Origin of the sequence: Alistipes sp. (assembly GCF_048465635.1) — a bacterium.
Lineage (GTDB): Bacteria > Bacteroidota > Bacteroidia > Bacteroidales > Rikenellaceae > Alistipes.
In genome coordinates this window covers 195,482-219,881 of sequence record NZ_DBFWLF010000005.1, presented here as the reverse complement: position 1 = coordinate 219,881, position 24,400 = coordinate 195,482, and the positions used below count along the sequence as shown (strand labels likewise).

The following is a 24,400-nucleotide window of genomic DNA, read 5'->3' as shown; positions in this document are numbered from 1 at the left end:
ATAACGAAAAGGTAAAAGTTAATGAGCAAGATAACTGCAGCGATCACGGGCGTAGGTCAGTACCTCCCGGATTATATTCTCACCAACGAAGAACTCAGCCGCATGGTCGACACCACCGACGAGTGGATTATGTCCCATGTCGGAATCAAGACGCGCCACATCCTCAAGGGCGAGGGCGTGGGAACCTCCTACATGGGCGCCCGCGCGGTAATCAACCTGCTGGACAAATCGGGGACCGACCCGATGGATGTCGACCTGGTGATCTGCGCCACGGTGACGCCCGATATGTTCTTCCCGTCGACGGGCAATATGATCGCCGACCAGGCCGGCTGCAAGAACGCTTTCGCCTATGATGTGTCGGCTGCGTGCAGCGGCTTCCTCTTCGCCCTGACCACCGGCGCGAAGTTCATCGAGTCGGGTTCGTGCAAGAAAGTAGTCGTCGTGGGCGCCGACAAGATGTCCTCGATCGTCGACTACACCGACCGTTCGACCTGCCCGATCTTCGGCGACGGTGCGGCCGCCGTACTGCTCGAACCGAATACCGAGGGGCTGGGCATCCTCGACGAGATTCTGCGCTCGGACGGCTCCGGCGAGCTGCAGCTCTACATGAAGGCGGGCGGTTCGCGTTACCCCGCTTCGGCCGAGACGCTGGCCAACAACTGGCATACGATCATGTGGGACGGACACGCCGTGTTCAAGGCCGCCGTCTCGAAGATGGCCGACGTGTCGGTCGAGATGATGGAGCGCCACGGCCTTACGTCGGACGATATCCGCTACCTGGTTCCCCACCAGGCCAACCTGCGCATCATCGACGCCACGGCGCGCCGCATGGGCATCACGCAGGACAAGTGCATGATCAACATCGACCGCAACGGCAACACCACGGCCGCCACGATCCCCTCGTGTCTGTGCGACTACGAGAAGGAGCTGCGGCCCGGCGACAACCTCATCCTCTCCGCCTTCGGCGGCGGCTATACGTGGGGTGCGATCTACGTGAAGTGGGCCTACGACGGGTCGAAAGCCTGATTGGCCTGATCGGCCGGACCGGCCGGATCGGCGGCGAAACGCCGGAAGAACGGAGACGCCGGAAGAACGAGGCGCCGGAGGAACGGAAGAACCGGATGAACGGAGGCGCCGGAGGAACGGGAACGCCGCGAAGCGGTCGGAACAAGATAACGCCGGGTTGTCGGCATAGGAAGAGGAGGTCTGAAGACCCCCTCTTTTTTGTCGGTTCGCCGGAAATTTCGTAACTTCGACCGACGCGCCCCGGTTTTTCGGTTTCTCTTCGGAATCGGGCGTTCATTTAGCCGCGATCAATCACGCTTATCTGAGTGCCTGCGGTCGGATCGACAGACGGGACCGTGACCGGCGCAAGAAAACAGTATACGATGAAAATTCTGCTTGTCGAAGACGAACCCTCGCTGCGGGAAGTGATCGCCCGGACGCTTACCCGCGAGCAATACGTCGTGGAGCAGGCCGCCGACTACGCCGCCGCCGCGGAGAAGATCGCCGCCTACGACTACGACTGCATCCTGCTGGACGTGATGCTGCCCGGCGGCAGCGGACTGCGCCTGCTCGAAGCGCTGCGTAAGGAGCGGCGTCGCGCAGGGGTGATCGTCATCTCGGCGCGCGACTCGCTCGACGACCGGATCGAGGGGCTGGAACTGGGCGCGGACGACTACCTGCCCAAGCCGTTCCACCTGGCCGAACTGAGCGCCCGCATCCGCAGCGTCGTGCGACGCCACCAGCGCGACGGAGGCCCCACGCTCGATGCGGGCAACGTGCGCCTGTTCGCCGACGAGCGGCGCGTGGAGATCGGCGGCCGCCCGGTGGAGCTGCTGCGCAAGGAGTACGACATCCTCCACTACTTCCTCAGCCGCCCGGGACATACGGTCGACAAGGCGGTGCTGGCCGAGGCCGTCTGGGGCGACCATGCGGATCAGGCCGACAACTTCGATTTCGTCTATGCGCAGATGAAGAACCTACGCCGCAAGCTCGCCGAGGCGGGGGCCGACATCGAGATCCGCGCCGTCTACGGCTTCGGCTACAAACTCCTCGTACCATGAAACTCATTCTGCGCATCGCGCTGCATCTGGCCTGGCTGCTGTTGGCGGTGCTGGCGGTGTGGTCGCTGTTTTTCTACTGGACCATCGACAGCGAGCTGAAAGACGAGATGGACGACTCGCTGGACAGCCACGCCGAACTGCTGATCGAGCGTTCGCTGGCCGGACGGCTCGATGCCGTGCAGGGGAGCGGCTGGATGCTGCGCGGGCTTACCGACAAGCAGGCCGCGGCGCTGCCGCACGTCCGCTACTCCGACGAGAAGACCTACATCCCCGGCCACGATGAGCGCGAGCATGCGCGCGTGCTGCGGACCGTATTCCGCGATGCGGCGGGTAGCTGGTACGAGCTGACGGTCATGACCCCGACCCTCGGACGGGAGGATTTGCGCGAAGCGATCCTCGGCTGGGTGCTCTGCCTCTACGGGGCGCTGCTCATTACGGTGCTCGCGGTCAGCGTGATGCTGCTCTATCGGATGATGCGCCCCCTGTACGCGCTGTTGCGCTGGCTCGACGCCTACCGCGTGGGCGGGGAGAACCCGCCGCTGGCCGCCGCGACGACCGTCACCGAATTTCGGCGGCTCAACGAGGCGGCCATGCGCTACGCCGCGCGCGCCGAGTCGCTCTTCGAGCGGCAGAAGCAGTTTATCGGCAACGCCTCGCACGAGATGCAGACCCCGCTGGCCGTCTGCCGCAACCGGCTCGAAATGCTCGCCGACGACGCCTCGCTCGGCGAGGAGCAGCTTCTGGAAATCGCCCGCGTGCAGCGTTCGCTGGACTACCTGGTGCGGCTCAACCGCTCGCTGCTGCTGCTTTCGAAGATCGAGAACGGACAGTTTCCCGAGGCGGAGGAGGTCGACTTTTCGCCGCTGCTCCGCGGGCGGGCCGAAGAGCTGGCCGAGATCTACGGCGGACGCGGTATCCGGTTCTGTATGCGCGAAGAGGGTTCTTTCCGCGTGCGGATGAACCCTACGCTGGCGGAGAGCCTGGTCGTGAACCTGTTGAAAAACGCCTTCGTGCACAACGTGCCCGGCGGGGAGGTGGTCGTGGCAATGACCGACACCTCGCTGAAGGTATGCAACACCGCATCGGCGGGGCCGCTCGACGGGGAGCGCGTCTTCGAGCGCTTCTACCGCGGCGAAGAGCGCCGCGAAGGGTCGACCGGGCTGGGGCTGGCCATCGCCGAAGCGGTCTGCCGGCTCTGCGGGCTGCGGATCGGATACGCTTTCGAAAGGGGGCTGCACTGCTTTACGGTGGAATTTTCCGGAAAAAATTGAAAAAACCCTCCGATTTCAGGTTCGTTTCAGATTTGGGTGTCAACTTTGCACTAAGAAACAAATCAATGTCGAACCTAAAACAAAAACGATCATGAAAAAGTTCACAGCAATTCTCGCAGGCCTCTTCCTTTTGGCCGCCGCCATGCCCGCCTCCGCACTTGCATCCGACGACCGTCCGATCGAGGTGAAGGAGCTTCCCGCCGCCGCGCAGCAGTTCATCCAAACCCACTTCCCCGGGGTCAAAGTCTCCTATGCCACGGTCGACAGCGAACTGATGAGCAAGGACTACAAGGTGGTCTTCACCGACGGCCGCAAGGTCGAGTTTTCGAAGAACGGCGAGTGGAAAGAGGTCTCCGCCAAGCATGCCGAGCTTCCCGTCGCCATCGTTCCGCAGCAGATCCGCGACTACGTGGCCAAGCACCATGCCGGTCAGGCGATCCGCAAGATCGAGCGCGACCGCCACGGCTACGAGGTGAAACTGGCCAACGGCCTGGAGCTGGATTTCAACAAACGCTTCGAAGTGGTGAAGATCGACGACTGATCCGCTCATCCCGCTACGACACGCTCCCGCCCGCATCCGATAGATGCGGGCGGAGCTTTTATAGCCGCAAGCTATACGGGTATAATAAAATACGATCGTTCGAATGATACAAATCAAGAAAAACTATTGTATATTTGTATCAGCAAACGAACGAAAACACAAACTTAAAACAATACGACTATGTTAAGCAAGAAACTGCACGATGCGCTCAACGCACAGATCAACGCCGAACTCTGGTCGGCCTATCTCTATCTTTCGATGTCGATGGACGCCGAGGCCAAGGGGCTGAAAGGGATCGCCAACTGGTTCTACGTCCAGTTCCAGGAGGAGCAGGACCATGCCCGCATCCTGATGAACTACATCCTCTCGCGCGACGCCGTGGTGGAGCTGGCTCCCATCGACGCCGTACGCACCCAGTGGGACTCGGCGCTGGAGATGTTCCAGGACACGCTCACCCACGAGAAGGAGGTGACCGCCATGATCAACAATCTGGCCGCCATCGCCGCCGAGGACAAGGATTACGCTTCGGCCAACATGCTCGTCTGGTTCATCGACGAGCAGGTCGAGGAGGAGGAGTCGGCCCGCGACATGATCACCGCCTGCGAGGCCGTCGAGGGCAATAAGTTCGGGCTTTACATGCTCGATAAGGAGCTTGCCGCCCGCGTCTACCAGCAGGCAGCGCCGCTGGCAGCCAAGGAATAAGCGCGCCGGGTCAGCTATCGGTCCGGTCCCCGACGGGGACCGGACTTTTTGTTACCGCTGCCGCGTGACCAGCCGCAGCGCCACGATCCGGTCGAAGGCGTAGCGTCCCGGTCCGGCGAACAGCATGAGGATGAATACGACCAGGTAGACCACGGCAAGCTCCTTGGCGGCGAACGGGTCGCCGCGGTGGACGATGAAGGCGGCCGTCGCCATCGTGAAGATCATCGGCAGCAGGGCCAGCCGGTAGAGGGCGCCCGCGATGACCAGCGCCGGACAGATCGCTTCGGCAAGGATGGCCGCCACGAGCGTTGCGCGGCTGCCCAGGCCGAGCGGATCGGGGAACGAGGCGGCCAGCGCATCGAAGTTCGACCACTTGGCCGCACCGTGGGCCATGAACAGCAGTCCGAATACGATCCGGGCCGCTAAGAGCAGCCACGACTGGGAGGCGGTATAGCGTTTGACGGGGAAAAGCAGGCGCAGCAGGGACATCCGAAAGCGATTTAACGGGGAGCGTAACAAATCGGATACCGAATCGATCGATCCCGTTGCATCTGGCCGACGAAAAAGGGAAGTTCTGCGCTAACTTTGCATGGAACGGAAACGCTAAACGCTAAACGAACGGCCTATGATTCGACAAACGCAATTCACCCTCCGGCCCCGCCCGAGAGGCTTCCATCTGGTTACCGACGAGATCGTCGCCAACCTGCCGCCGCTGCCCGAAGCGGGCGTGGTGAACCTCTTCATCCGCCATACGTCGGCAGCCCTGACCATCAACGAGAATGCCGATCCCGACGTGCGGCGTGACCTCGGGGCCATCTTCGACCGCCTTGTCCGCGAGCGCGAGGCGTACTTGTCCGGACATTTTCGCACCGCGGAGGCGCGTCCGGCCGTCAAAAATACTATCTTTGTACATCGGGCCGCCCGGCCCGCACCGCAGATGGAAGCCGTTACGCAATTTCTGATCGACTGGGGCTACTGGGGCCTCTTCCTTTCGGCGCTGGTCGCCGGAAGCATCCTTCCGTTCAGCTCCGAGGCGGTGCTGATCGTGCTGGTACGCATGGGGCTGGACCCCGTGTGGTGCTTGCTGGCCGCATCGGTGGGCAACACGCTGGGCGGCATGACCTGCTACTGGATCGGCACGCTGGGAAAGACGGAGTGGATCGCCCGCCTGGGCGTCGGCCCGCGCCAGCTGGCCCGCGCCCGCAAGTTTCTCGCCGGGCGCGGGGCGCTGATGGGTTTCTTCGGCTTCCTGCCCACCATCGGCGAGGCGATCGCGGTGCTGCTCGGGTTGATGCGCAGCAACGTCTGGATCACCGCCGGCTCGATGTTCGCGGGCAAGGCGCTGCGATACGTCCTCATTCTGGCGACCTTCGAGGGCGCCGCATCCCTTTTTTGAATGCGATTACCTGCTTTGATGCACTTACGGTCGCACTCCTCGATTGGGGGCGGAGAGTCCCGACCGAAGTCCCCTCCGGGGAGGGGATTTAGGGGAGGGGCGAACTTGGGAACGCGGCCAGAGGCCGCGAGTTACAGCGGTCGGCTCCCTATGAACGAAGAGGATATTTCGATACATTCAAGTATCATCCCTTGCTAAACTATGGAATACGAGATCATATCCACGCCGGACCCGCCGCGCGACCTGCTGCTTCTGGCCGACGAGTCGGAGGAATCGGTCGCCGATTACGTCGGGCGCGGCACATGTTACGTTGCGCGGCAGGGCAGCGTAGTGCTCGGGGAGTATGTGCTGCTGCATACGCGCCCCTTCACGGCCGAGATCGTCAACCTGGCCGTCGCGCCCGCCTGGCAGCGGAGGGGAATCGGCACGGCGCTGATCCGTCATGCCGTGGCCACGGCGCGCGGGGCAGGCTTCCGGCGGCTGGAGATTGGGACGGGCGACGCGGGAACGGGGCAGATCGCCCTCTACGAGCGGTGCGGATTCGTCCGCTGCGGGGTCGACCGCGACTATTTCCGCCGCTACTATCCGTCGCCGATCGTTGAAAACGGGGTCGAATGCCGCGATATGGTGCGGCTGAGTATGGAGCTGCGATAGTCATGTCCATCTCGTGGAACCCCTGGCACGGATGCCGGAAAGTGAGCGAAGGATGCCGCCACTGCTACGTCTATCGGCAGGACGCGCAGCACGGAAAGGACAGCAGCGCGGTCGTGCGGACGGCGGCTTTCGACCTGCCGGTTCGTCGCAGCCGCGACGGGCGCTTCAAGATTCCGGGCGGCGAGCGGGTCTACCTGTGTTTCACTTCCGATTTTCTGGTCGCCGAGGCCGACGCCTGGCGGCGGGAGGCGTGGGAGATGATCCGGATCCGGCACGATCTGCGCTTTTTCTTCATCACCAAGCGGATCGACCGGCTGAAGGAGGTGCTGCCGCCGGACTGGGGCGCGGGCTGGGAGAACGTCACCGTCGGCTGTACGGTCGAGAACCAGCAGATGGCCGACTATCGCCTGCCGCTGCTGTTGGAAGTACCCCTGCGCCACAAATTGATCGTCTGCGCGCCGCTGCTGGGGCCGATCGACCTGTCGCCCTACCTGCGGCCCGACATCGAGGAGGTGTCGGCCGGCGGGGAATCGGGCAGCGAGGCGCGGCCGTGCGATTTCGACTGGGTGCTCGCGCTGCGCCGTCAGTGCGTCGAGGCCGACATTCCGTTCTGCTACCACCAGACCGGGGCGCGGCTGGTGAAGGACGGACGTCTCTACCGCATCGGCCGGGCCTGGCAGCATGCGCAGGCCCGCAAGGCGGGAATCGACTATAAGATGAAACGATAATCGGTTAAAAAAGGATAAGTGCTATGAAAAAGATCGTCAATCCGTGGCGCGGTGTCGAGGGCTATCGTTGTTACGGCTGCGACCCGAACAGTCCGCAGGGGCTGCGCATGGAATTTTACGAAGACGGCGAAGAGATCGTGAGCCGCTGGCAGCCGCGGCCGGAGTATCAGGGGTGGGTCGATACGCTCCACGGCGGGATTCAGGCAACGCTCTGCGACGAGATCAGCAGCTGGGTGGTCTTCCGCAAGTTCCAGACCAGCGGCGTCACCTCCCGCATGGAGGTGCGCTACCTGAAACCTGTCCACACCTCCGACGATCATATCGTGCTGCGTGCCCGCGTCGAGGAGCAGCGCCGCAACATCGTCCGGATCGGCGTGCGCCTGTTCGACGGCCGCGGCGAACTCTGCACCGAGGCCGTCTGCGTCTACTTCCTCTTTCCGAAGGAGAAGAGCCGCACGGAGTTTCACTTCTGTGAGTGTTCGGTGGAGGAGGCTGAAGGGTAGTTCGGGATGGTTTGGATGATCCGGAAATTTTCTTCCGGGTTTGGTGGATCGGTTAAAAAAGTCTGATTCGCAGACAGCCTTTATTCTCGAAATAAAGTTTGCATTTCTCTTTTAACAGTTCCATCTCCCGATCGATGCTTAGCTTTTTTACCTTTTTTTGCTGCCGGCTTAAATACACGTTGTTCTCGACTTGTGCTTTTTGTCGGAGCGTGACGTTCCCCACGGCATCGTCGATCGTAACGTTGTCGATTGGATAACACCTGTGATTCATACATTCCGTCAACGCTTTAGCCAATTCTCTTTCGCTGGGTGTAGGTGCACCTTGTAGAATTAATGCGGATATGTCGAATAAATAGCCTTGCATGATGACTGCAAAGAAACGTTATCCCGGGTAAAGTTCAAAACTTTATCCGAAAAAATAGGGGACTGTTCGGCGGGTTGGGTTACTTTCCGATGCAAGATTTGAAAATTTGATAGCTATATTGCTGTATGATAAATTGTTACTTCGAGAAAAACGCTCTCTTGAGCAACAAATTAGCAACAAAATATAGTTGCTGTTAGTGTGTTAAAAAATGATTTAGTTCTTATTCTTCAGTTGATGTAAAATAAAAGGTTCCATCTTTTTCATTATCTCATCAACAGCCTCATCTACCATTTCTTTAGTTATTATTGTGCCATTAGGATATTTACTCTTGCCCCAAGCGTTATTTAAACCTTCCTCTATTATTTTACCGATATGATTTTCTCGTTGTCTTCTCTGTGAAATAGCCATGGTGTGATTGAAACATTGTTGTACTCTCTCAAATGGCTGAACATCCTTGTTTATAAAAAAATCTAGAAGAGTAGCCCTGTTGTAATCAGCCGAAAACTCTTTCTCAATTACCTTTGAGTTCAAAACATCAAAACAATACGTAGAGCCTATTTCATCTCCATCATACGAGTCATTCAATAAAATGATGTACTTGTATGTATTAAAGTAGTCAACATAGCAATACAAGACTCTTTCCGTGGGATTGCCCCGTAAGTGTAACATATGGAAACATTCATCATCGTTTAAATCATAGAGGTTGTCTTTATAGTGCATCCAAACGATATCTTTGTCTTCTGTCCCTTTAATGTAGCTGATTAATGGTTTAATATATTTAGTATCTCCTTTTTTATACTTAAAGTAGTTAACTGCACATTTGCATACGGCACGAAATACCTCAGGCCCGCCTACATTTAAATTGAAAGTTGTATAACCATCAATGTAACTTTCTCTATGTACTGCGGCATTAATAATATCTTCTTCTTTCAATTGGGGATGTTTTCTTGCAAGACTAGCTGCCATTTTTTTGAGTTCAGCATTATCTCGTACCATCATAGAAATATTGACATGATTATTTTCTGCCGTCTCTTCGTATTTTGGTCTATGAGGGATTATAGTCCCATCGGGTAAAAAACGAATTTCTTCATTTGTGGATTCTTTTTTTCCAACGATAGGCTGTGCGTCACCTCTTTCACGCTTAATCATAAGTTGATTAGCAAAGAAATTTAGCTGATTAGCGAGAATATTGTCTATTTTTTCTCCAAAGTCAGAATTACATTGTTTACATATTAGGTCTCTCGATTTTAAACGACCACCAGCGGCATTTATAATTATATGTTCGTAAGAGTAATTTTCGCGCGTTATTGCTGCATCACATATATAGCATTTCATAATTTTAAAATAGATTGTATATAAATACTGATTGTACAGATTGTGTGTATTCGTTTTATATTAAATTTGTTGCTCTTGTTGCTAAAATATTTTCGAGCAACAAAATAGCAACAAAAATGAGATTATATATTATTGTTGTTTGACGCTAATTAGCTGATATGTAATTGTTTATTCCATCGATTGACTTCGGTCAGAAATACATAAGTATTTGATAAACAATGATTTATACGGGCTATTTCCCGATGCAGAAAATGTTGTATTGTGGTATGTTGTTGATATTCAGTTTGTTGTAGTTATTGAAAATATGTTGGGGGACGAACTGGGGACGGAATTTTGCTGGCCAAAAGAAAAAAAGAGCAAATATAAAATCGCTTTTACCCCATATTGGAGGTTATGTCTTCCAAAGATATGAAAAATAAATGTAATCTGCGCAAAAGGTCAATCATAGGAGTTTAGTCTGGTTTGTTGTATATCTATTCAAGTTCTAAACTAAACTTTCTTCACAATGTCGAAATGGTGGACATCGGTAGCAAGAACGCTCGTCTCTTTTTCTTTTGGCCAGCAGCTTTTGTCATTTTGTTTTTATAAGTAGTTATTGATGTTAGACAGATTGATTTAGAAAAAGGTTATATCATTACAACCTTTTAGGTGTTTTTTGTATCTTTGTATTGTTTGTTGATAAATATGAATATGAAGTATCTTAATATAAAGAAAGCGTTGACTGCATGGCAGAATTTGCAGCCGTTGTCGGAGAAGGATAGGGAAAGGCTCAGTCGCCGTTTTACTGTGGATTTCAATTACAACAGTAATCATATTGAGGGTAATACGTTGACTTATGGCCAGACGGAAATATTGCTACTTTTCGGCAAGGTGATTGGGGAGGCAGACGTGCGTGACGTACAAGAAATGACTGCGAGCAACGTAGGCCTGCGAATGATGACGGAAGAGGCTATGGTGAAGGGAATGCCATTGACGCAGAATTTTATCCGGACATTGCATAAAACCATATTACGAGAAGATTATACTGTTTATCGAGATTTGCCTGGTGGTATGCAGACGAGTTATGTGATTCATGCCGGCCAGTATAAGACTCGGCCTAACAGTGTTATCACCCGATATGGAGACAGATTCGAATATGCCTCACCCGAGGAGACTCCTGGACTGATGGGCGATCTGGTGGACTGGTATAATGCAGCAGAACAAGAAGGAAAACTATCTCCAGTAGAGTTGGCCGCACTGTTTCACTACCGTTATATCCGCATTCACCCTTTCGAGGACGGTAACGGTCGCATTGCCCGGCTGATGGTGAACTACATTCTGACTCGTCATGATTATCCGATGATTGTAGTCCGGAGCCGCAGAAAAAGTGAATATTTGGAAGCTTTGCATCAGACGGATCTCGAAGTAGGTCCTGTCCCCAGTGATGGAGCCCATGCAGGGATTAAGGATATCCGTCCTTTTTTGAAATATTTCAATGACTTGGTGGCTACGGAAGTGTATAATGATGTGCTGTTCGTGAGCGAGAGGAATGAGAATGTGTGGTGGTATGATGGAGAGCGGATTGCATTCCGAACACCCAATTATACAAAAATTCTGAACGCTATGCGAACTCAGCCCACGCTGACGCTTGCAGACATGAAAGATGAAACGGGTATCAGTATGACGGCTATTCAGAAGCTGCTGGATCAACTGATTTCCAAGAAATATGTGGAACGTGGAGAGAGGGATGGTAGCTGGAGAGTGTTTGTGTCGCAATAATTCCAAATTAAATAGACTTGAATTTATAACTTTTTGAGGCGGATTTCTCTTGCCCAAGTTTCAAAAGGCTATCGGTTACGTTACTTGCATGATTCGGCTGTAGACTTTGATGCTGATGTCTACTTATCTGTAGAATAAACAAAAAATAGATTACAATGTATCTTTCCATTCTTAGACTCTGGAATTTCAGGAAATATTGCGCTGGTGCAGATAACAAACCGGGACTAGAAATTCATTTTCAGAAAGGCGTAAATGTGTTGATTGGTGAAAATGATTCCGGGAAAACAGCCATAGTAGATGCCATACGTTATGTACTGAGAACTCAAAGTGGAGAATTTATTCAATTTGAAGATAAAGATTTCTATCAAGATTCTGATGGAAACAGAAAAGAGAGTTCAAAATAGAATGTGTGATTGACGGATTAAATGAGCAAGATTCCGGTTTGTTTTGGGAATGGTTATCGTGGAACGATGATAAGACAAAATATTTGCTGAAAGTATGGCTGTATGTAAAGCGGAAAGATAACGTAATAATGCTGACTTTCTCTGCTGGAATTGATGGACAGGCTGATCGAATGGACTCTGAAGCAAGAGAACTTCTGAAAGTGGTATACTTTAAACCGCTGAGTGATGCTCTTACAGACATGACTCACGGCTATAAGTCAAGGCTGGCTCAAGTTCTTGGTTCACACGAACTTCTCAAAACTCAGAAAGATGCACAAGGCAACAATACTATTATAGATTATGCTGATACCTATCATAATTTCAGTATAGATGACTTGTTTACCCATCTACACAAAAAAATTGGCATAAATAGGTCTTCCTTATCATGGTATCTGTTCAAGGCGGGTGCTGCCGATCTGGTAAACAAAAGACCGATGGCCGAACAGATCGCCGGTCTTGAAATGCTACGCTATCAAAGTCCGAATATACGACATGACCTGTTCTATTGGGTGCGTCAAGCCCGCAATTTGCAGGCTGAAATCGACTATTTGACCAGCCATTTACAAAACGTTTTGCCTGTGGAAGTCAAAGTCGGGACGCAAGGAGGCATGAAGAGCCTATGGCTGTTCATGCGTGAAGAACAGCTCTCGGAAGCTGTTCGGTGCTCTTTGGAGAATTCCGGCACTTTTGATTATATTGACAACGAGGCGGCAGCCGTTCGTCATGTACACACCTGTCCGTTATATGCGATTTCGATGATGCATTCCAGCCTATAACGTTTTCAATAATATTACTACAACTTGTTAAATCACAAATAAACATGGCCACGATACCCCCTTTCACACAATCCGACCTTGAAGCATTAGCGAATGTTCTGGGCGACACAAGCGACGGGTTGACAGGTTCTGAAATACACCACTTTTTGCTGGTAGCGAAAATAGATGATGTAGACCCTGCGATCACGAAAAGACATCGGCTTTTCAATGCTTTTGCTACATTCCAAAATAAATATCGTTGTGCAAACAACATCATCAACTTTGTCAAAGAAGTATTGGCCCCTTCACGGTACGTCGAAAATAAAGCGGAATTCGAAACGAGGAGAGCTGCAGTGAACCGAGTGCTTGCATTTGAAGGCTTGATGATTACCGAAGCCGGCGGAGTAGCCAAAACTGAAAAGGCATCTACGATTACAGAAGTGCAACTCAGAGTCGAAGGACTGAAAAATAAACTAGCACAACAAAATGCCCATAGCGCCCTTTTCCACTATTGCAATGAGGAGTTGTTGGCAAACAATTACTTTCATGCCGTTTTCGAGGCGAATAAAGGTCTTTTTCATCGGATCAAAGAACTGTCCGGTGTAGCTGCGGACGGGAACAAACTTATCGAGCAGGTCTTCAGTTCGAATCCGATTCTGATTATCAATAATTTTTCCTCCCAATCGGAACGGGATGAGCATACAGGCTTTTGCAATATGCTTAAAGGATTGTGCGGGATGTTCCGGAATCCGGAAGCACACGAGCCGAAGGTCGAGTGGAACATCGGCGAACAGGACGCATTGGAAATATTGGGTATCATATCTTATTGCCATCGTAGGCTGGATAAGGCTCAACAGATAAGAACGGCGTAATGTTATCTAAACTCGCCAATCAACTCAAGTCAAAAGGTTTGGTCTACGGATATGTACAAAAGTCGCAAATTTAGAGCACAATATCATGGAGTTAAACAGGTATTTTCGAAAAGATTCCGCGACTTATCGGAGCCAAGGAATTGTCATATTCGATTTTGATGATGCCAAGTCTGAGGATTTCATTGAGGACTATATTATACCGTTCCGCCAATCATACATTTCCGATGATGATTTGGATTATGAAATAAATAACGGTATTAACATTCGAAAGGATGCCATTGAAAATAAACTACCGATTCTTCCTCATTTGAAATCGGGAGAATTCGGTGAAATTTTGATGTTTTTTCTTGCCCGCACGTTCATATGTCCCGATGCCAATATAACGCCTATCAAGTGGCAATGGAAGGAACACCGCGATGCACCTTGCCACCTTACGGACATTATGTTATTGAAATGTACAGATAGTACTACTCCACAGTCTACGGATTATGTTTATTCAATAGAAGTAAAAGCGGGTGCGACACCAATCAATTCCGGATCGGATAAAAGCCGAATGAATGATGCCATAGAAGGTGCACACAAAGACAAAGAATCCCGGATAGGAAAGATGATAGCCTATCTGACGACAAAATATGCAAAAGACCGCAATGCAAAAATGGCCAAACTGGTAAAACGTTTTGATGACGGTACGACAGTCCATTTCGACCGCCATATCAGTGCCGCTATCGTAGTGGAAAGGGATTCCATGCCATATCATATCAAGAATATAACAGCAGCCTCTCTGAATCAAGCACAAACAGATCAGATGGCATTATTTGCCGTGCCGCTGAAACAGCTAAAACAAACGTATGAGAGACTTTACGATATTACACCGATAAAAGGATGAGCGATATATTGAGCAAATGGATGGTTGACGCGGAAGCTTTCGAGTTGCAAAAGCTGTATCGAGTCAATACTGATCAAGAGTATGAATTTACAACCCGACAAGGAGACTTTTATATTACCTTGTTAAACCGCATGTACAATATACTTCGGGAAACAGAAAACGCTGAGTACAAAACCAGGACGGAAGAACTGGTAAAAGTCGCAAAGGCCATGCTTGTATATTCCGAACAGGTGTCGGAAAGAAATTTCGAGGGTATAGATAAAGTATCGAATCATCTGTATGTCGCTACGGTCTATTTTCTAATAGGATACGAGGCGATCGCTTCCTGTGTCTTACGTGGACGCGACATCAATGATTACGGAACAGAACCCGCCCAGTTGATATATTACATCGTTTCCGGAGGTGCCTGCAACTTAAGAGAAATTAAAAATAAAAAGACCGAGCATGCCGCAAGGCTGTTGCGTTCGTTCATGCTTTCCGGGAATAATAACTTGCAGGATCTTTCAACGTTTATTGAACGAAAATACGAAACATTCATATTCGATAATCTCGACGATTTCTTTGATACAGCACTACTTGTGCATGTAATAAGGAAATTCGCAAAACACAATCTACGAAACATACTTACGGAAGCCGACCCCGATACGGACTGGACTGACTATATCAGGTATTCGCTCACTCAGCACATCTTTTCTTTTCTGCCTTCACAAGAGAATGCCATCAGAAAAGGGTTGCTGAAATTCGAAACGGCATTCAGTCTGAAAATGCCGACCAGCGCAGGCAAATCATATATAACGGAGCTGTTAATCTATCAGGAATTGAGAACGAATCCTCATGCAAAGATTTTGTATCTTGCACCTTTACGCTCCTTGAGCCGGGAACTTAAACTACGATTCAAGAAAGTAGGCCGTCATTTGGGTTTCACATCGAGGGCAATTTATGGGGGCAGTACATTTACCATCGACCAAGATATTCTGGAAGAAGCCAAGTTGCTTATTTCAACGCCAGAATCGTTTATGGTCATGGAAGATTCGTTGGAGGAACAACTTACCCGATTTTCATTGGTGATTTGCGATGAGGGACAACTATTGGATAGCCTCAATCGAGGAATCAGCTACGAACTGCTACTTACAAGGTTGAAAAGAATCGAAGGCATAAGATATCTGTTTCTTTCTGCAATCATCCCTAATATCGAAGATGTGAATACTTGGTTAGGAGGCAGGAAAAGTGACGTCGGAGACAGTGACTATCGGCCCTGTCCGATCAAATTGGCGAATATTAGCCGAGGATTCGATTTGGCTGTAAAGGATGAGAATTACGATACAGACAAGTATGTTATCAAGAATTTTTTGTCCAACGATGAATCCGAGGGTATAGGTTCTTCGCAAAAGGCTAAAGCGAGTGCATTGGCCTTAAAAGCCGTATCGGCGGGACCGGTCATGCTGTTCACTGCACGGAAAGCAGGGAAAATGGGCTGTATGGCTATCGGTCAAGAGATAGAAGGCATTTTGCATCAAGGGAATCTGCCTTCCCCAGCAAGCAGATCTGCCGATTCTCAACGATTGCACATAACCGCATCCTATATCGCTTACCAATTCGGTCATGACCATCCGTTGCCTGGTTTTATAGAGAAGGGATATGCCTACCATCATGGGAGTCTGCCGCAAGATATAAGGGAAGTTCTGGAACAGGATTATGCCGACCGGATCATCCCCTTGTTGATCTGTACGAACACATTAGCAGAAGGGGTCAATTTACCGGTGCAAACGCTCGTCTTGTATTGTCTGACCCGATATAACTTCTCCGCCCGAAGGAACGAAACTTTGGACATTACAGAAATTAAAAACATCGTCGGCAGAGCCGGCCGGGCAGGCAAACAACGTTTCGGTTTGGTAATCTATCCGAACAGTAAAGCAGATATACCGTTCAACAACATCAAGTCCGCATTGCAAAATGTCGGACTGCACGATATCATGGGTACCCTTTACGATGTTGTCCGTGTATTTTATAATTTCAGAACCCGTCTTGACGACAATGGAATCAATCGCATTTTGGAAGATTCCGGACTTGCATTGGCAATCGACACCATGATTACCCGTAGTGTCAAAATAGATTCGTTTGACGATATCGATGTTGAGAATATTGTCAAAGAGTCATTGGCTTATCATGTCGGGAACTCAGAGATACGCGAGAACTTAAAGCGTATTTTTAGGATTCGCCATAAAGTCTTAGCCGAAAAGCTGAATAAGAATAACTTCTCGGCCTTCCATAATACGGGAATGACGATAGACGATGTTGTGAAAGCAACCGAGTTGATTACTCCGGAAGCACTTGCCGACATTGATTTGACAGCACCATTATCGGAAGCTTGGAGCACATTTGCGATATCCGTAATCATGCAGTTGCCGAGTTTTGAGAACGGACGAATAGCAAAAAATAACGAAGCGAGTGAAAGGGAACTTGACGCTCAAGAGATAAAACTGTTATTGACATCATGGATAAATGGCAAGCAATATTATGAGATAGCCGAAGGCCTTAATTGCCAAGTGGATAACGCTGTGGATCTTGTGATGTTTTTGCAAAACTTTTTCCATATGCATGCTTCATCTTTAGTGCGATATATTCAGACTCTCGGAATGGAAGCGACTGCATTAGAAATATGGATCGACATGATAAAATATGGTGTCAACACATGGCAAAAACTTTTACTGATAAGAAGTGGACTTACGGATCGAATAGTAGTGAACGTCCTATTCGATACGGAATTGCAAAAGCATTTGGATTTTAATGATGCGAATGTTCTTCAACGCTCCATGAAGCATTTTAGAGCAAAAATCTTTGTTTACGCAACGGATGCGTCATTGCCAGAACTTTGCATGGAACATCTGCATGATTATTTGAATTAAAGATCATTATAAACAGTTAACATATGCCAAACTGGAATCATTATGATCTCCAGCCAAAATCTGTCCAGATCTTATCGATATGGTTTACTGTAGCATTAAGGTCAGTCGGTTCGTGAATGCTTCGACAATGGGGTTTCTTGATATAGTTCCAGCGCCCCTCGTAGATCCAGATATCAAGAGCGCCTACATGTACGGCATACTCGTAGAAAGCCGAATAGCGAGGTGTGGGAAAGAGTAGAGTGTCGTCGTACCGACTTTCTAGGTATTTTGAAACGGGATATGACCATATATAGATAATGGCGCGTTATTTGGTAATGTCGGCAGGCTTGCTCGCTGGTCCACCACGTTGCATCGGCAAGTTTTTGCTTTGTCAAATTCCTCGCAGTTCGTCATCCGGATATTGGCAATGCCGACTTGTCATGGGCGCCGAAATAGTCGAATAAAGCGAGTATGTCGCTCCAGCAGTGAACGACAGGCGCGATGTCAGGTGTAGAATGATGATGGTTCCGGCGGCCTCCATATTGTAGATCGTTTGCCGACATACATGAAAGTGTTTAGCCGCTTCAGCGACCGAAACGATATCGATCGACTTCGGAATACCTTGAACCGGTTGTTGTGTAATCGGATTACGTTCCTGTTTTGACGCGGTCGTCAGGAAATGAATTCCTGACCGTAGGGGCAGGCATAGGCAAAGATAACATCTGTTTTGCGTTTCGGGCTGCTCTTTGTTTGGCTATTTTCTTTTTATGCCGTTTGGAATCTCACTGTTTCATTATTCATATCATAGCTGTTTCTGCGGACAAAGAAAGCAAAATATCGGCACTAATTCAAAATAGTGCCGATATTTTGCAGTTCTAACGTCAAAATTATAAAATAATTATTTATTCTATTTTTTGCTGATTGTTACTTTTTCTATTTCATCCCATTCTGCCAGAGAGATAATTTCATGGTATTGTTTCAATGATAAAACATTCTCTTCGCTATCTATGCATTCGTACTCCCATGGAAGTTGATAAACGGTTCCTTCTTCATGATGGCCCATGTAATCGTGAAATGTGTACGGAATCAATTTCACATGATCCTCCTCCTTGAGTATTCGCAAAAGTTTGCCAGCGTCGTGTATTTCCAAAGGAGCGCCAGCCTTGTAAAGCGCAGTGGCAACTTCTATCGCAACATCCACATACGCCGAGTAGCTGTTGGAAACAATGATTCTCCATCCGGGGCTGTCAAAATCCGATGCGAGTATATTCAACCGCGACAATCCCAGTTCCCCATAATGGTCCGAGGCGAATTTGTTGAAATCCGTCGCACTGTCGAGATCGTATTTATCCTGCAAATCGCAGAATTTAACCATGTTGTAATATGCGACATCTTGTAATTCCAATGGCATCCCATTCGGAATGGTACGCTTCTTTCGTGTAGTATCAAACCTTTCAAAATACCGGTCATAGGCTTCATGAGCGATCCGATAGTATTTGCAATACGAACGTATCGTCATTGTATCTAACGGCCGCCCGAAATTCTTGCAGACGGAATCCTCCAGTGCTTTTATTGCTGTCTTCTCGTCTTCGACTTCAATTTTAAATCTCGGTTCGATTCTGTTGAACTCCTTTCTCGCAATTCTTCCGTTTCGCTGCTGGTAAGGAAGATGATTCGCCACATAATCATTGAACCCCTCCGGATCTTGTATGATGGCATCGATTAGCTTCTGAAGATATAAGGCCAACTTTACAAAGAAATCCCTTTGCCATTCTGGATAGAAACAATCACCTATTCTGTCTCCATATCGGGAATAATTCGCAATATTAAAATACGAGTGTTTCCTGTCCGTGAATTGTATGGTACGCTTTTCTTTGTATCTGGCGGAGCTGACATGATACCATACCGTTTCTCTGGGATTTGACAATTCCCAATCCCGGAGGTATTCTTCCTTGCTCTTATATTCTCCGTCTGCAATCGACGTTTCGCAATCTCCCCATTCTTCTGGAGTAGGGCGGGGCAACTCGATATAAAATCCTCTGTATTCATCGTCACCCATCTCTTCCAGTTGAGCACAATGCTCCTGAAGTTTAACTAATATCTCCAATGTATCGTTATCAACCACGATTTCTGTATCGCGCCCGCTTCCGAGCTGTTCGAATATCGCAGCATTCAAACCGCATTCTTTTGCCAAGTCTATGAAAAATTGCTTGGTAAAGATTGTCTTCTTAAGCGGTTCTATCTTATGTCGTTCCATATCTCATTCGTTTTCAATCGTTAAAAATTTACCCGGATCAAATCCGTTGATTATATGCTCGTTTTCAAATACATATCCCATCTGGTTACAAATCACTTTTGTATTCCCAATTTCCGTGTCAATATTGGTATGCGAATGACCGTAAATCCATGCATCGATCCTACTGTCGGCTATCAGTTCTTCATATTCAGTAGCAAATGCACTGTTCAATACGGAGCTTTTATGCTGAGGAGCAACAACCTGCAAAGTAGGCAGGTGGTGAGTCACGACCACTATGTGTTTTGCCGTACTTTCGGCAAGACTTTTTTTGATATGACCTAAACAGAAGCCATGCATCTGATTATACGCTTCCGTTTGGAGCAGTTTCCCATTATACATGGTCTGACGGAAATCGTTAAGTCCTTTCCAAACGAAATATTCGTCTGCCGGTTCGATATGCGACCAAAATGTGCTCATTATGAAATCGGTGTCGTCTATTCTCAATACTTGATTTTGATAATAACCGACATTCTCTTTGAACATCCATCGCCATTGTAACCCCAGTTCCATCACATCACAATAATTGTAATACTCGTGATTGCCGGGGATAATGAGTACTTGTCGGTAGTTCTCCGATGCCCATTTCCAGAAATTCCCCAAAGGAGCCACTCTGTCTTTCAGATAGAAAATGTCTCCGGCTAATACGAGTATATCGCCCGTTATCGGAAATCTGTTTTGTTTTATGTACCTGCTGTTCTCCCTGAACTCAAAATGCAGATCGCTCATATATTGTATTCTCATATTACTTATTTTTATTTGCTTGTTCAACCTGTTTTTGGATTATCCTCTTTACCAGCTCAAATGAGACCGGAGTAAAGTCATTATTATCCACTCCCACATCATATTGCGTTGGAAAGAGCATATCCAGCCGTGAAGCGTCTTTTCCCGTATTATTCTTGCTCGTATGCACGTGCCCGAACAGTTGCCATGTGTTCCCGTAAGCACCTCCATAACAGAGGAACGGACAGTGGTTCAGGTAGATTTTCTGCTTGTCGACCTCTATGTGCATTTGCATGCTTGTCAATTCAAACCTACTGGTGTACCCTTGCCTGATATTTTTTAGATCATGATTACCGAGAATGAGATAGATTTTTCCATTCAGTTTGTTAAGAATCTTGGTCCATTCATGGGAGCCTCCCAGGCAAAAATCCCCCAAATGAAACACGATATCATCTTGACCAACTACCCGGTTCCAATTTTCGATCAGTGTTTCATTCATATCTTCTACATTCTTGAATGGCCTCTTGCAAAAGCCAATGATATTCGAATGATAAAAGTGCGTGTCCGAGGTAAAATACACCTTGCTTCCGTCAAACTTGTAATTCATTTTGCTCTCTTTTGTGCACATTGCTGTGCGGTTAATTAAAATTGGTTGTTCTTGTGCTCATCGGACGGAAATGACGGGAGAGGAATTGCCCGGAGCAAACAGTCACCAATGGGCATAAAACAAAATAGTTGGAAAGTTCGGTAAGGACTCTCCAACTCTTCTGTTGTTTATTCTAAGATCAAGATACGAGCATCTATCGCATCTTATCTCCTATATCTGTTCGTTGGAAAGTATTTATGATATTTTCTGGCGTTTCAATGCTCCAAACATGAAGAACATACGACTGAACTTCGAAGCATTTGTTGCCTCGAATTGTCGTTTGGGATAATATGTTCATTCTATTTTGCTGCATCGTAAATTTTCAAAAGAGGTGCGAATGTACAGAATAATTTCGCAATACTCCAAATATTTTTCAGTGAATTCTTCAAATCATCCTATAAAAATCACTGTGAGACTTAAGAGAATGTTCAATATGCCATGATTCGAATACTTCGCAATAATGGTTGGGAATATTTATCAAATGTATTATATGAAATCTCATTGGTGATGATTTCTGCTGTTATATTCAAATATACCAATCACTTGATTATCAGAATCTATTTTAGCTAAAAAACGATTCGGTTTTATTCGAATATTATCTATAACTTGGATAAGTTTTAGTGATACTGATAAAATTTGTCTGTTTACCACCGTTAAATTGCACGAGGGACAGAATTTTGTCCCTTGTATCCGTTCAGGGAACAAAGGGGGGACAAAATCAGGAAAAATTGATACAATACTTTATTATTCCTTTGCATTTAATGTGTTGATTGTCAATATTATCGAAGTTGGATTGTTTCTTTTTTTACTTTCTATTGTGTGTTGTGTAACATATTGATAATCAATTTAGTTGTATTCGATTATTTGCCGATGCAGAACTTCGAGAAGATATTCCCGAGCACCTCCTCGGAGGCGATTTCGCCGCGGGCGGTGATCGTGCCCAGGTGGCGGGTGACGCGGCGGATCTCCTCGCTCAGCAGGTCGGTCGGCCGACCGTCGCGCAGGCTCTCGAGGGCGCTGCAAAGCGCTTCGTGGGCTTCGTCCAGCGCTTCGCGGTGGCGGCTGCTCGACACCACGGCGTCCCCGTGGTAGAGCGCTTCGACATCGACCGCCGCGCGCAGTGCCTTCCGTAACTCGTCGATTCCCTCGCCACTGCGGGCCGATATGCCGAGTGCCCCGGCGGGCAGCGTCAGACCGGGCCGGGTATCGATCTTGTTGATGACGGTGAGCAGCGTCTGATCCGCCCGCAGGGAGAACCCGGGTGCCTCGTTTCCGTCGATCGCCGCCGCATCGAGCATGCGGAGGACGATCCGTGCGCGGGAGATGCTCTCCATCGTGCGCTGAATACCCATGCGTTCGAGCCGGTCGTCGGTGGAGCGGATGCCGGCGGTGTCCAGGAAACGGAAGAGCACTCCGTCGATGTTGATCCGCTCTTCGATCACGTCGCGCGTGGTTCCGGCGATCTCCGAGACCATTGCGCGCTCTTCGCCCAGCAGGCGGTTCAGCAGGGTCGATTTGCCGACGTTCGGCGTACCGACGATCGCTACGGGAACCCCCTCCCGGATGGCGTTCCCGAGCGCGAACGACTCGCGCAGGGAGCCGATTTCCCGGCCGATCTCCTCCATCGTCTCCCGCAGCTGTTCCCGGCCGGCGAACTCCACCTCCTCTTCCGAAAAATCCAGCTCCAGTTCAAGCAGCGACACGAGGTGGAGCAGCCGCTCGCGCAGCGTGTCGAGTGCCCGGGAGAAGCCGCCGCGCAGCTGGTTCGCGGCCAGCGCATGCGCCGCCCGCGAGGAGGAGGCGATCAGATCGGCGACCGCTTCGGCCTGTGCCAGGTCGAGCTTGCCGGCCAGATAGGCGCGGATCGTGAACTCGCCCGGCTCGGCCATGCGTGCTCCGGAGGCGGTCAGCAGCCGCAGGATTTCGAAGATGATGAATGCGGAGCCGTGGCAGGAGATCTCCACCGAATCCTCGCCCGTATAGGAGCGGGGTGCGCGGAAGACGGTGGCGAGCACCTCGTCGACGAAGCGTTCGCCGTCGGCGATACGTCCGAAGTGGACGGTATAGCCGTCGGCCTCGGTCAGCGGAGCGCGCCCGCGGAAGATGCGGTCGCAGACGGCGAGCGCATCCGATCCGCTCACGCGGATGACGGCGATGGCTCCTCCGGCGGCGGTTGCGGGGGCGGCGATGGTATCGGGATGGCGGATCATGGCGTCAGCGCCCTTCGATGCGGAGCCGCTGTCCGATGCGCAGGGCGCGCGGGTTGCGGATTTTGTTCCAGCGCATGAGCTGCGCGGTGGTCACCCGGTAGCGCCGGGCGATGGCTCCGAGCGTATCGCCCTTTTTGACCACGTAGACCGATCCGGTCCGCTCCTGACGCTTCTTGTCGAGGTTCGCCGGGTCGAGGTACTCCTTCAGGTAGGCCGAATCCTTGGCGAAAATCTCCTGTTCATGGGCGATGTACTCGGTGACGCTGCGTTGGGGCAATACGAGCGTGTAGGGTTTGGTCGTGGCCGGGATGATGTCGATCTTGTACTGCGGGTTGAGCTGGCGCAGGGTCTCCAGCGGCAGGTCGATCGTCGAGGCGATCTGCCCGAAGTGGAGCAGGCGGTTGACGCGGATGGTGTCGACCGAGAGCGGGATGGGGGCTTCGGCGGCTTCGATGCCGTGCTGACGATGGTAGGCGTAGGCGTACGAAGCGCCGATGAACGCCGGAACATAGCCGCGCGTCTCGCGGGGCAGGTAGTCGTAGATCTCCCAGAAGGTCTTACCGCCGGAGCGGGCGATGGCCTTATTGACGTTGCCCGGGCCGCAGTTATAGGCGGCGATGGCCAGCGTCCAGTCGTTGTAGATGGCGTAGAGGTCTCTCAGGTAGCGGCAGGCGGCCTGCGTCGAACGGATCGGGTCGCGCCGTTCGTCGACCAGCGAGTTGACCTCCAGCCCGTAGCTCTTGCCCGTCGAGGGCATGAACTGCCACAACCCGACGGCTCCCATCGGCGAGGTGGCCGTGGCCGACAGGGCCGACTCGATGATCGGAAGCGCCCGCAGTTCCACGGGCAGGTCGGCGCGCAGCAGCTCCTCCTCGATGAGCGGGAAGTAGTACTGCGACATGCCCAGCACGCGGCCGATCGTGCCGTAGCGGGAGTCGGTATAACGGTTGATATAGCTCTTGACCAGCGGGTTGTAGGGGAGCTGGATCGGCGATGCGAGCGCCCGCAGGCGTCCCACGTAGACCGAATCGGGCGTAGTGTCGGGGATGAGGCTGTCGACGAGGATGTAGTTGTTGAAAAATTCGGTGTAGGCGTCCATCCGCTGCCGTTCGCGCCAGACTGCCAGCAGCGAATCGGTCTGCGCGGGGGTAAAACCCAGCGATACGTCGTCCGGCAGTTCCGGACGGGCGGGAGCCGTTTGCGTCTGCGGTGCGGGTTTCGGCTCGACGGTCGGGACGGCGGGCGCGGGGGCCGGCTGCGGTTGTTCGGTCTTCGTCTGTTTGCGTTTCTTGCGGGGAGAGCGCCCGGCGGCGAAGGCCGGGACGCAGAGCGCGAGCAGCAGCAGGAGGGCGGTCAGGTGTTTCATCGC

Annotated in this window: 22 protein-coding genes and 1 pseudogene; 16 read left to right on the top strand and 7 right to left on the bottom strand. The window is 50.6% G+C overall.

The features are described from left to right. Window positions 1–21 precede the first annotated feature (21 nt). The 5 genes from ACMO9O_RS01900 (at window position 22) to ACMO9O_RS01880 (ending at window position 4,580) form a co-directional block, all read left to right on the top strand. A complete protein-coding gene (locus ACMO9O_RS01900; protein WP_418981931.1) occupies window positions 22–1,026 on the top strand; it encodes a beta-ketoacyl-ACP synthase III in 1,005 nt (334 codons plus the stop codon). A gap of 362 nt (window positions 1,027–1,388) precedes the next feature. Further along, window positions 1,389–2,066, top strand: a complete 678-nt coding sequence (locus ACMO9O_RS01895) for a response regulator transcription factor (RefSeq protein ID WP_418981930.1) — start codon at window positions 1,389–1,391, stop codon at window positions 2,064–2,066. Next, complete coding sequence (locus ACMO9O_RS01890) at window positions 2,063–3,337, top strand: sensor histidine kinase (protein ID WP_418981929.1); 1,275 nt, start codon at window positions 2,063–2,065, stop codon at window positions 3,335–3,337. Before ACMO9O_RS01895 ends, ACMO9O_RS01890 begins: the two co-directional genes overlap by 4 nt. A 91-nt stretch (window positions 3,338–3,428) precedes the next feature. Beyond that, window positions 3,429–3,878: a PepSY-like domain-containing protein gene (locus tag ACMO9O_RS01885; RefSeq protein ID WP_418981928.1), complete on the top strand. Its 450-nt coding sequence runs from the start codon at window positions 3,429–3,431 to the stop codon at window positions 3,876–3,878. A 180-nt stretch (window positions 3,879–4,058) separates the two neighbouring features. Then, a complete protein-coding gene (locus ACMO9O_RS01880; RefSeq protein WP_418981927.1) occupies window positions 4,059–4,580 on the top strand; it encodes a ferritin in 522 nt (173 codons plus the stop codon). 51 nt (window positions 4,581–4,631) lie between these two features. On the opposite strand, the gene ACMO9O_RS01875 is transcribed toward ACMO9O_RS01880, so the two are convergent. Then, a complete protein-coding gene (locus ACMO9O_RS01875) occupies window positions 4,632–5,069 on the bottom strand; it encodes a DoxX family protein (protein WP_418981926.1) in 438 nt (145 codons plus the stop codon). A gap of 136 nt (window positions 5,070–5,205) precedes the next feature. Between ACMO9O_RS01875 and ACMO9O_RS01870 the strand changes: the two are divergent. From ACMO9O_RS01870 to ACMO9O_RS01850, 5 genes and pseudogenes are all read left to right on the top strand, one after another. After that, a pseudogene (locus ACMO9O_RS01870) lies at window positions 5,206–5,427 on the top strand (YjbQ family protein); the annotation flags it as partial. Window positions 5,428–5,517: 90 nt separating this feature from the next. Further along, the gene (locus ACMO9O_RS01865) at window positions 5,518–5,976 is read left to right on the top strand and encodes a YqaA family protein (RefSeq protein ID WP_418982130.1); all 459 of its coding nucleotides are present in this window, start codon (window positions 5,518–5,520) and stop codon (window positions 5,974–5,976) included. A 201-nt stretch (window positions 5,977–6,177) separates the two neighbouring features. Further along, complete coding sequence (locus ACMO9O_RS01860) at window positions 6,178–6,630, top strand: GNAT family N-acetyltransferase (RefSeq protein WP_418981925.1); 453 nt, start codon at window positions 6,178–6,180, stop codon at window positions 6,628–6,630. Between the two features lie 2 nt (window positions 6,631–6,632). Further along, on the top strand, window positions 6,633–7,358 hold the full coding sequence (locus tag ACMO9O_RS01855) for a DUF5131 family protein (RefSeq protein ID WP_418982129.1): 726 nt from the start codon (window positions 6,633–6,635) through the stop codon (window positions 7,356–7,358). A 23-nt stretch (window positions 7,359–7,381) separates the two neighbouring features. Continuing rightward, window positions 7,382–7,861: a PaaI family thioesterase gene (locus ACMO9O_RS01850; protein WP_418981924.1), complete on the top strand. Its 480-nt coding sequence runs from the start codon at window positions 7,382–7,384 to the stop codon at window positions 7,859–7,861. A gap of 577 nt (window positions 7,862–8,438) precedes the next feature. Here ACMO9O_RS01850 and ACMO9O_RS01845 read toward each other — a convergent pair. After that, entirely contained in the window at window positions 8,439–9,560 is a 1,122-nt protein-coding gene (locus tag ACMO9O_RS01845) for an HNH endonuclease (RefSeq protein ID WP_418981923.1), read from the bottom strand. 690 nt (window positions 9,561–10,250) lie between these two features. Here ACMO9O_RS01845 and ACMO9O_RS01840 point away from each other — a divergent pair. From ACMO9O_RS01840 to ACMO9O_RS01815, 6 genes are all read left to right on the top strand, one after another. Then, on the top strand, window positions 10,251–11,318 hold the full coding sequence (locus ACMO9O_RS01840) for a Fic family protein (RefSeq protein ID WP_418982128.1): 1,068 nt from the start codon (window positions 10,251–10,253) through the stop codon (window positions 11,316–11,318). Window positions 11,319–11,473: 155 nt separating this feature from the next. Next, window positions 11,474–11,722, top strand: coding sequence for an AAA family ATPase (locus tag ACMO9O_RS01835; RefSeq protein ID WP_418981922.1), 249 nt, complete (start codon window positions 11,474–11,476; stop codon window positions 11,720–11,722). Window positions 11,723–11,727: 5 nt separating this feature from the next. Beyond that, entirely contained in the window at window positions 11,728–12,537 is an 810-nt protein-coding gene (locus ACMO9O_RS01830) for a hypothetical protein (RefSeq protein ID WP_418981921.1), read from the top strand. A 44-nt stretch (window positions 12,538–12,581) separates the two neighbouring features. Next, window positions 12,582–13,388 carry a TIGR02391 family protein gene (locus tag ACMO9O_RS01825; RefSeq protein ID WP_418981920.1) on the top strand — a complete coding sequence of 269 codons (807 nt, stop codon included), beginning with the start codon at window positions 12,582–12,584 and terminating at the stop codon, window positions 13,386–13,388. A gap of 85 nt (window positions 13,389–13,473) precedes the next feature. Further along, entirely contained in the window at window positions 13,474–14,274 is an 801-nt protein-coding gene (locus ACMO9O_RS01820; protein WP_418981919.1) for a hypothetical protein, read from the top strand. Beyond that, complete coding sequence (locus ACMO9O_RS01815) at window positions 14,271–17,180, top strand: DEAD/DEAH box helicase (protein ID WP_418981918.1); 2,910 nt, start codon at window positions 14,271–14,273, stop codon at window positions 17,178–17,180. The genes ACMO9O_RS01820 and ACMO9O_RS01815 overlap by 4 nt, the downstream gene beginning before the upstream one ends. Before the next feature lie 886 nt (window positions 17,181–18,066). Here the strand turns inward: ACMO9O_RS01815 and ACMO9O_RS01810 are convergent. The 5 genes from ACMO9O_RS01810 to ACMO9O_RS01790 all read right to left on the bottom strand — a co-directional run bounded on the left by ACMO9O_RS01810 (window position 18,067) and on the right by ACMO9O_RS01790 (window position 24,397). Next, complete coding sequence (locus tag ACMO9O_RS01810) at window positions 18,067–19,416, bottom strand: hypothetical protein (RefSeq protein WP_418981917.1); 1,350 nt, start codon at window positions 19,414–19,416, stop codon at window positions 18,067–18,069. Window positions 19,417–19,419: 3 nt separating this feature from the next. Next, a complete protein-coding gene (locus tag ACMO9O_RS01805) occupies window positions 19,420–20,196 on the bottom strand; it encodes a metallophosphoesterase (protein ID WP_418981916.1) in 777 nt (258 codons plus the stop codon). A gap of 1 nt (window position 20,197) precedes the next feature. After that, a complete protein-coding gene (locus ACMO9O_RS01800; protein ID WP_418981915.1) occupies window positions 20,198–20,782 on the bottom strand; it encodes a metallophosphoesterase in 585 nt (194 codons plus the stop codon). 899 nt (window positions 20,783–21,681) lie between these two features. Next, window positions 21,682–23,031, bottom strand: coding sequence for a tRNA uridine-5-carboxymethylaminomethyl(34) synthesis GTPase MnmE (mnmE, locus tag ACMO9O_RS01795; RefSeq protein ID WP_418981914.1), 1,350 nt, complete (start codon window positions 23,029–23,031; stop codon window positions 21,682–21,684). 4 nt (window positions 23,032–23,035) lie between these two features. Then, window positions 23,036–24,397, bottom strand: coding sequence for a transglycosylase SLT domain-containing protein (locus ACMO9O_RS01790; protein ID WP_418981913.1), 1,362 nt, complete (start codon window positions 24,395–24,397; stop codon window positions 23,036–23,038). Window positions 24,398–24,400: the final 3 nt, after the last annotated feature.

Bases quoted from the DNA above. Each gene is read 5' to 3' on its own strand.
- mnmE (WP_418981914.1), bottom strand. From the start codon at position 23,031: ATGATCCGCCATCCCGATACCATCGCCGCCCCCGCAACCGCCGCCGGA.
- ACMO9O_RS01860 (WP_418981925.1), top strand. From the start codon at position 6,178: ATGGAATACGAGATCATATCCACGCCGGACCCGCCGCGCGACCTGCTG.
- ACMO9O_RS01865 (WP_418982130.1), top strand. From the start codon at position 5,518: ATGGAAGCCGTTACGCAATTTCTGATCGACTGGGGCTACTGGGGCCTC.
- ACMO9O_RS01875 (WP_418981926.1), bottom strand. From the start codon at position 5,069: ATGTCCCTGCTGCGCCTGCTTTTCCCCGTCAAACGCTATACCGCCTCC.
- ACMO9O_RS01855 (WP_418982129.1), top strand. From the start codon at position 6,633: ATGTCCATCTCGTGGAACCCCTGGCACGGATGCCGGAAAGTGAGCGAA.
- ACMO9O_RS01840 (WP_418982128.1), top strand. From the start codon at position 10,251: ATGAAGTATCTTAATATAAAGAAAGCGTTGACTGCATGGCAGAATTTG.
- ACMO9O_RS01825 (WP_418981920.1), top strand. From the start codon at position 12,582: ATGGCCACGATACCCCCTTTCACACAATCCGACCTTGAAGCATTAGCG.
- ACMO9O_RS01810 (WP_418981917.1), bottom strand. From the start codon at position 19,416: ATGGAACGACATAAGATAGAACCGCTTAAGAAGACAATCTTTACCAAG.
- ACMO9O_RS01880 (WP_418981927.1), top strand. From the start codon at position 4,059: ATGTTAAGCAAGAAACTGCACGATGCGCTCAACGCACAGATCAACGCC.
- ACMO9O_RS01885 (WP_418981928.1), top strand. From the start codon at position 3,429: ATGAAAAAGTTCACAGCAATTCTCGCAGGCCTCTTCCTTTTGGCCGCC.
- ACMO9O_RS01890 (WP_418981929.1), top strand. From the start codon at position 2,063: ATGAAACTCATTCTGCGCATCGCGCTGCATCTGGCCTGGCTGCTGTTG.
- ACMO9O_RS01790 (WP_418981913.1), bottom strand. From the start codon at position 24,397: ATGAAACACCTGACCGCCCTCCTGCTGCTGCTCGCGCTCTGCGTCCCG.
- ACMO9O_RS01820 (WP_418981919.1), top strand. From the start codon at position 13,474: ATGGAGTTAAACAGGTATTTTCGAAAAGATTCCGCGACTTATCGGAGC.
- ACMO9O_RS01845 (WP_418981923.1), bottom strand. From the start codon at position 9,560: ATGAAATGCTATATATGTGATGCAGCAATAACGCGCGAAAATTACTCT.
- ACMO9O_RS01805 (WP_418981916.1), bottom strand. From the start codon at position 20,196: ATGAGAATACAATATATGAGCGATCTGCATTTTGAGTTCAGGGAGAAC.
- ACMO9O_RS01900 (WP_418981931.1), top strand. From the start codon at position 22: ATGAGCAAGATAACTGCAGCGATCACGGGCGTAGGTCAGTACCTCCCG.
- ACMO9O_RS01815 (WP_418981918.1), top strand. From the start codon at position 14,271: ATGAGCGATATATTGAGCAAATGGATGGTTGACGCGGAAGCTTTCGAG.
- ACMO9O_RS01850 (WP_418981924.1), top strand. From the start codon at position 7,382: ATGAAAAAGATCGTCAATCCGTGGCGCGGTGTCGAGGGCTATCGTTGT.
- ACMO9O_RS01835 (WP_418981922.1), top strand. From the start codon at position 11,474: ATGTATCTTTCCATTCTTAGACTCTGGAATTTCAGGAAATATTGCGCT.
- ACMO9O_RS01800 (WP_418981915.1), bottom strand. From the start codon at position 20,782: ATGAATTACAAGTTTGACGGAAGCAAGGTGTATTTTACCTCGGACACG.
- ACMO9O_RS01895 (WP_418981930.1), top strand. From the start codon at position 1,389: ATGAAAATTCTGCTTGTCGAAGACGAACCCTCGCTGCGGGAAGTGATC.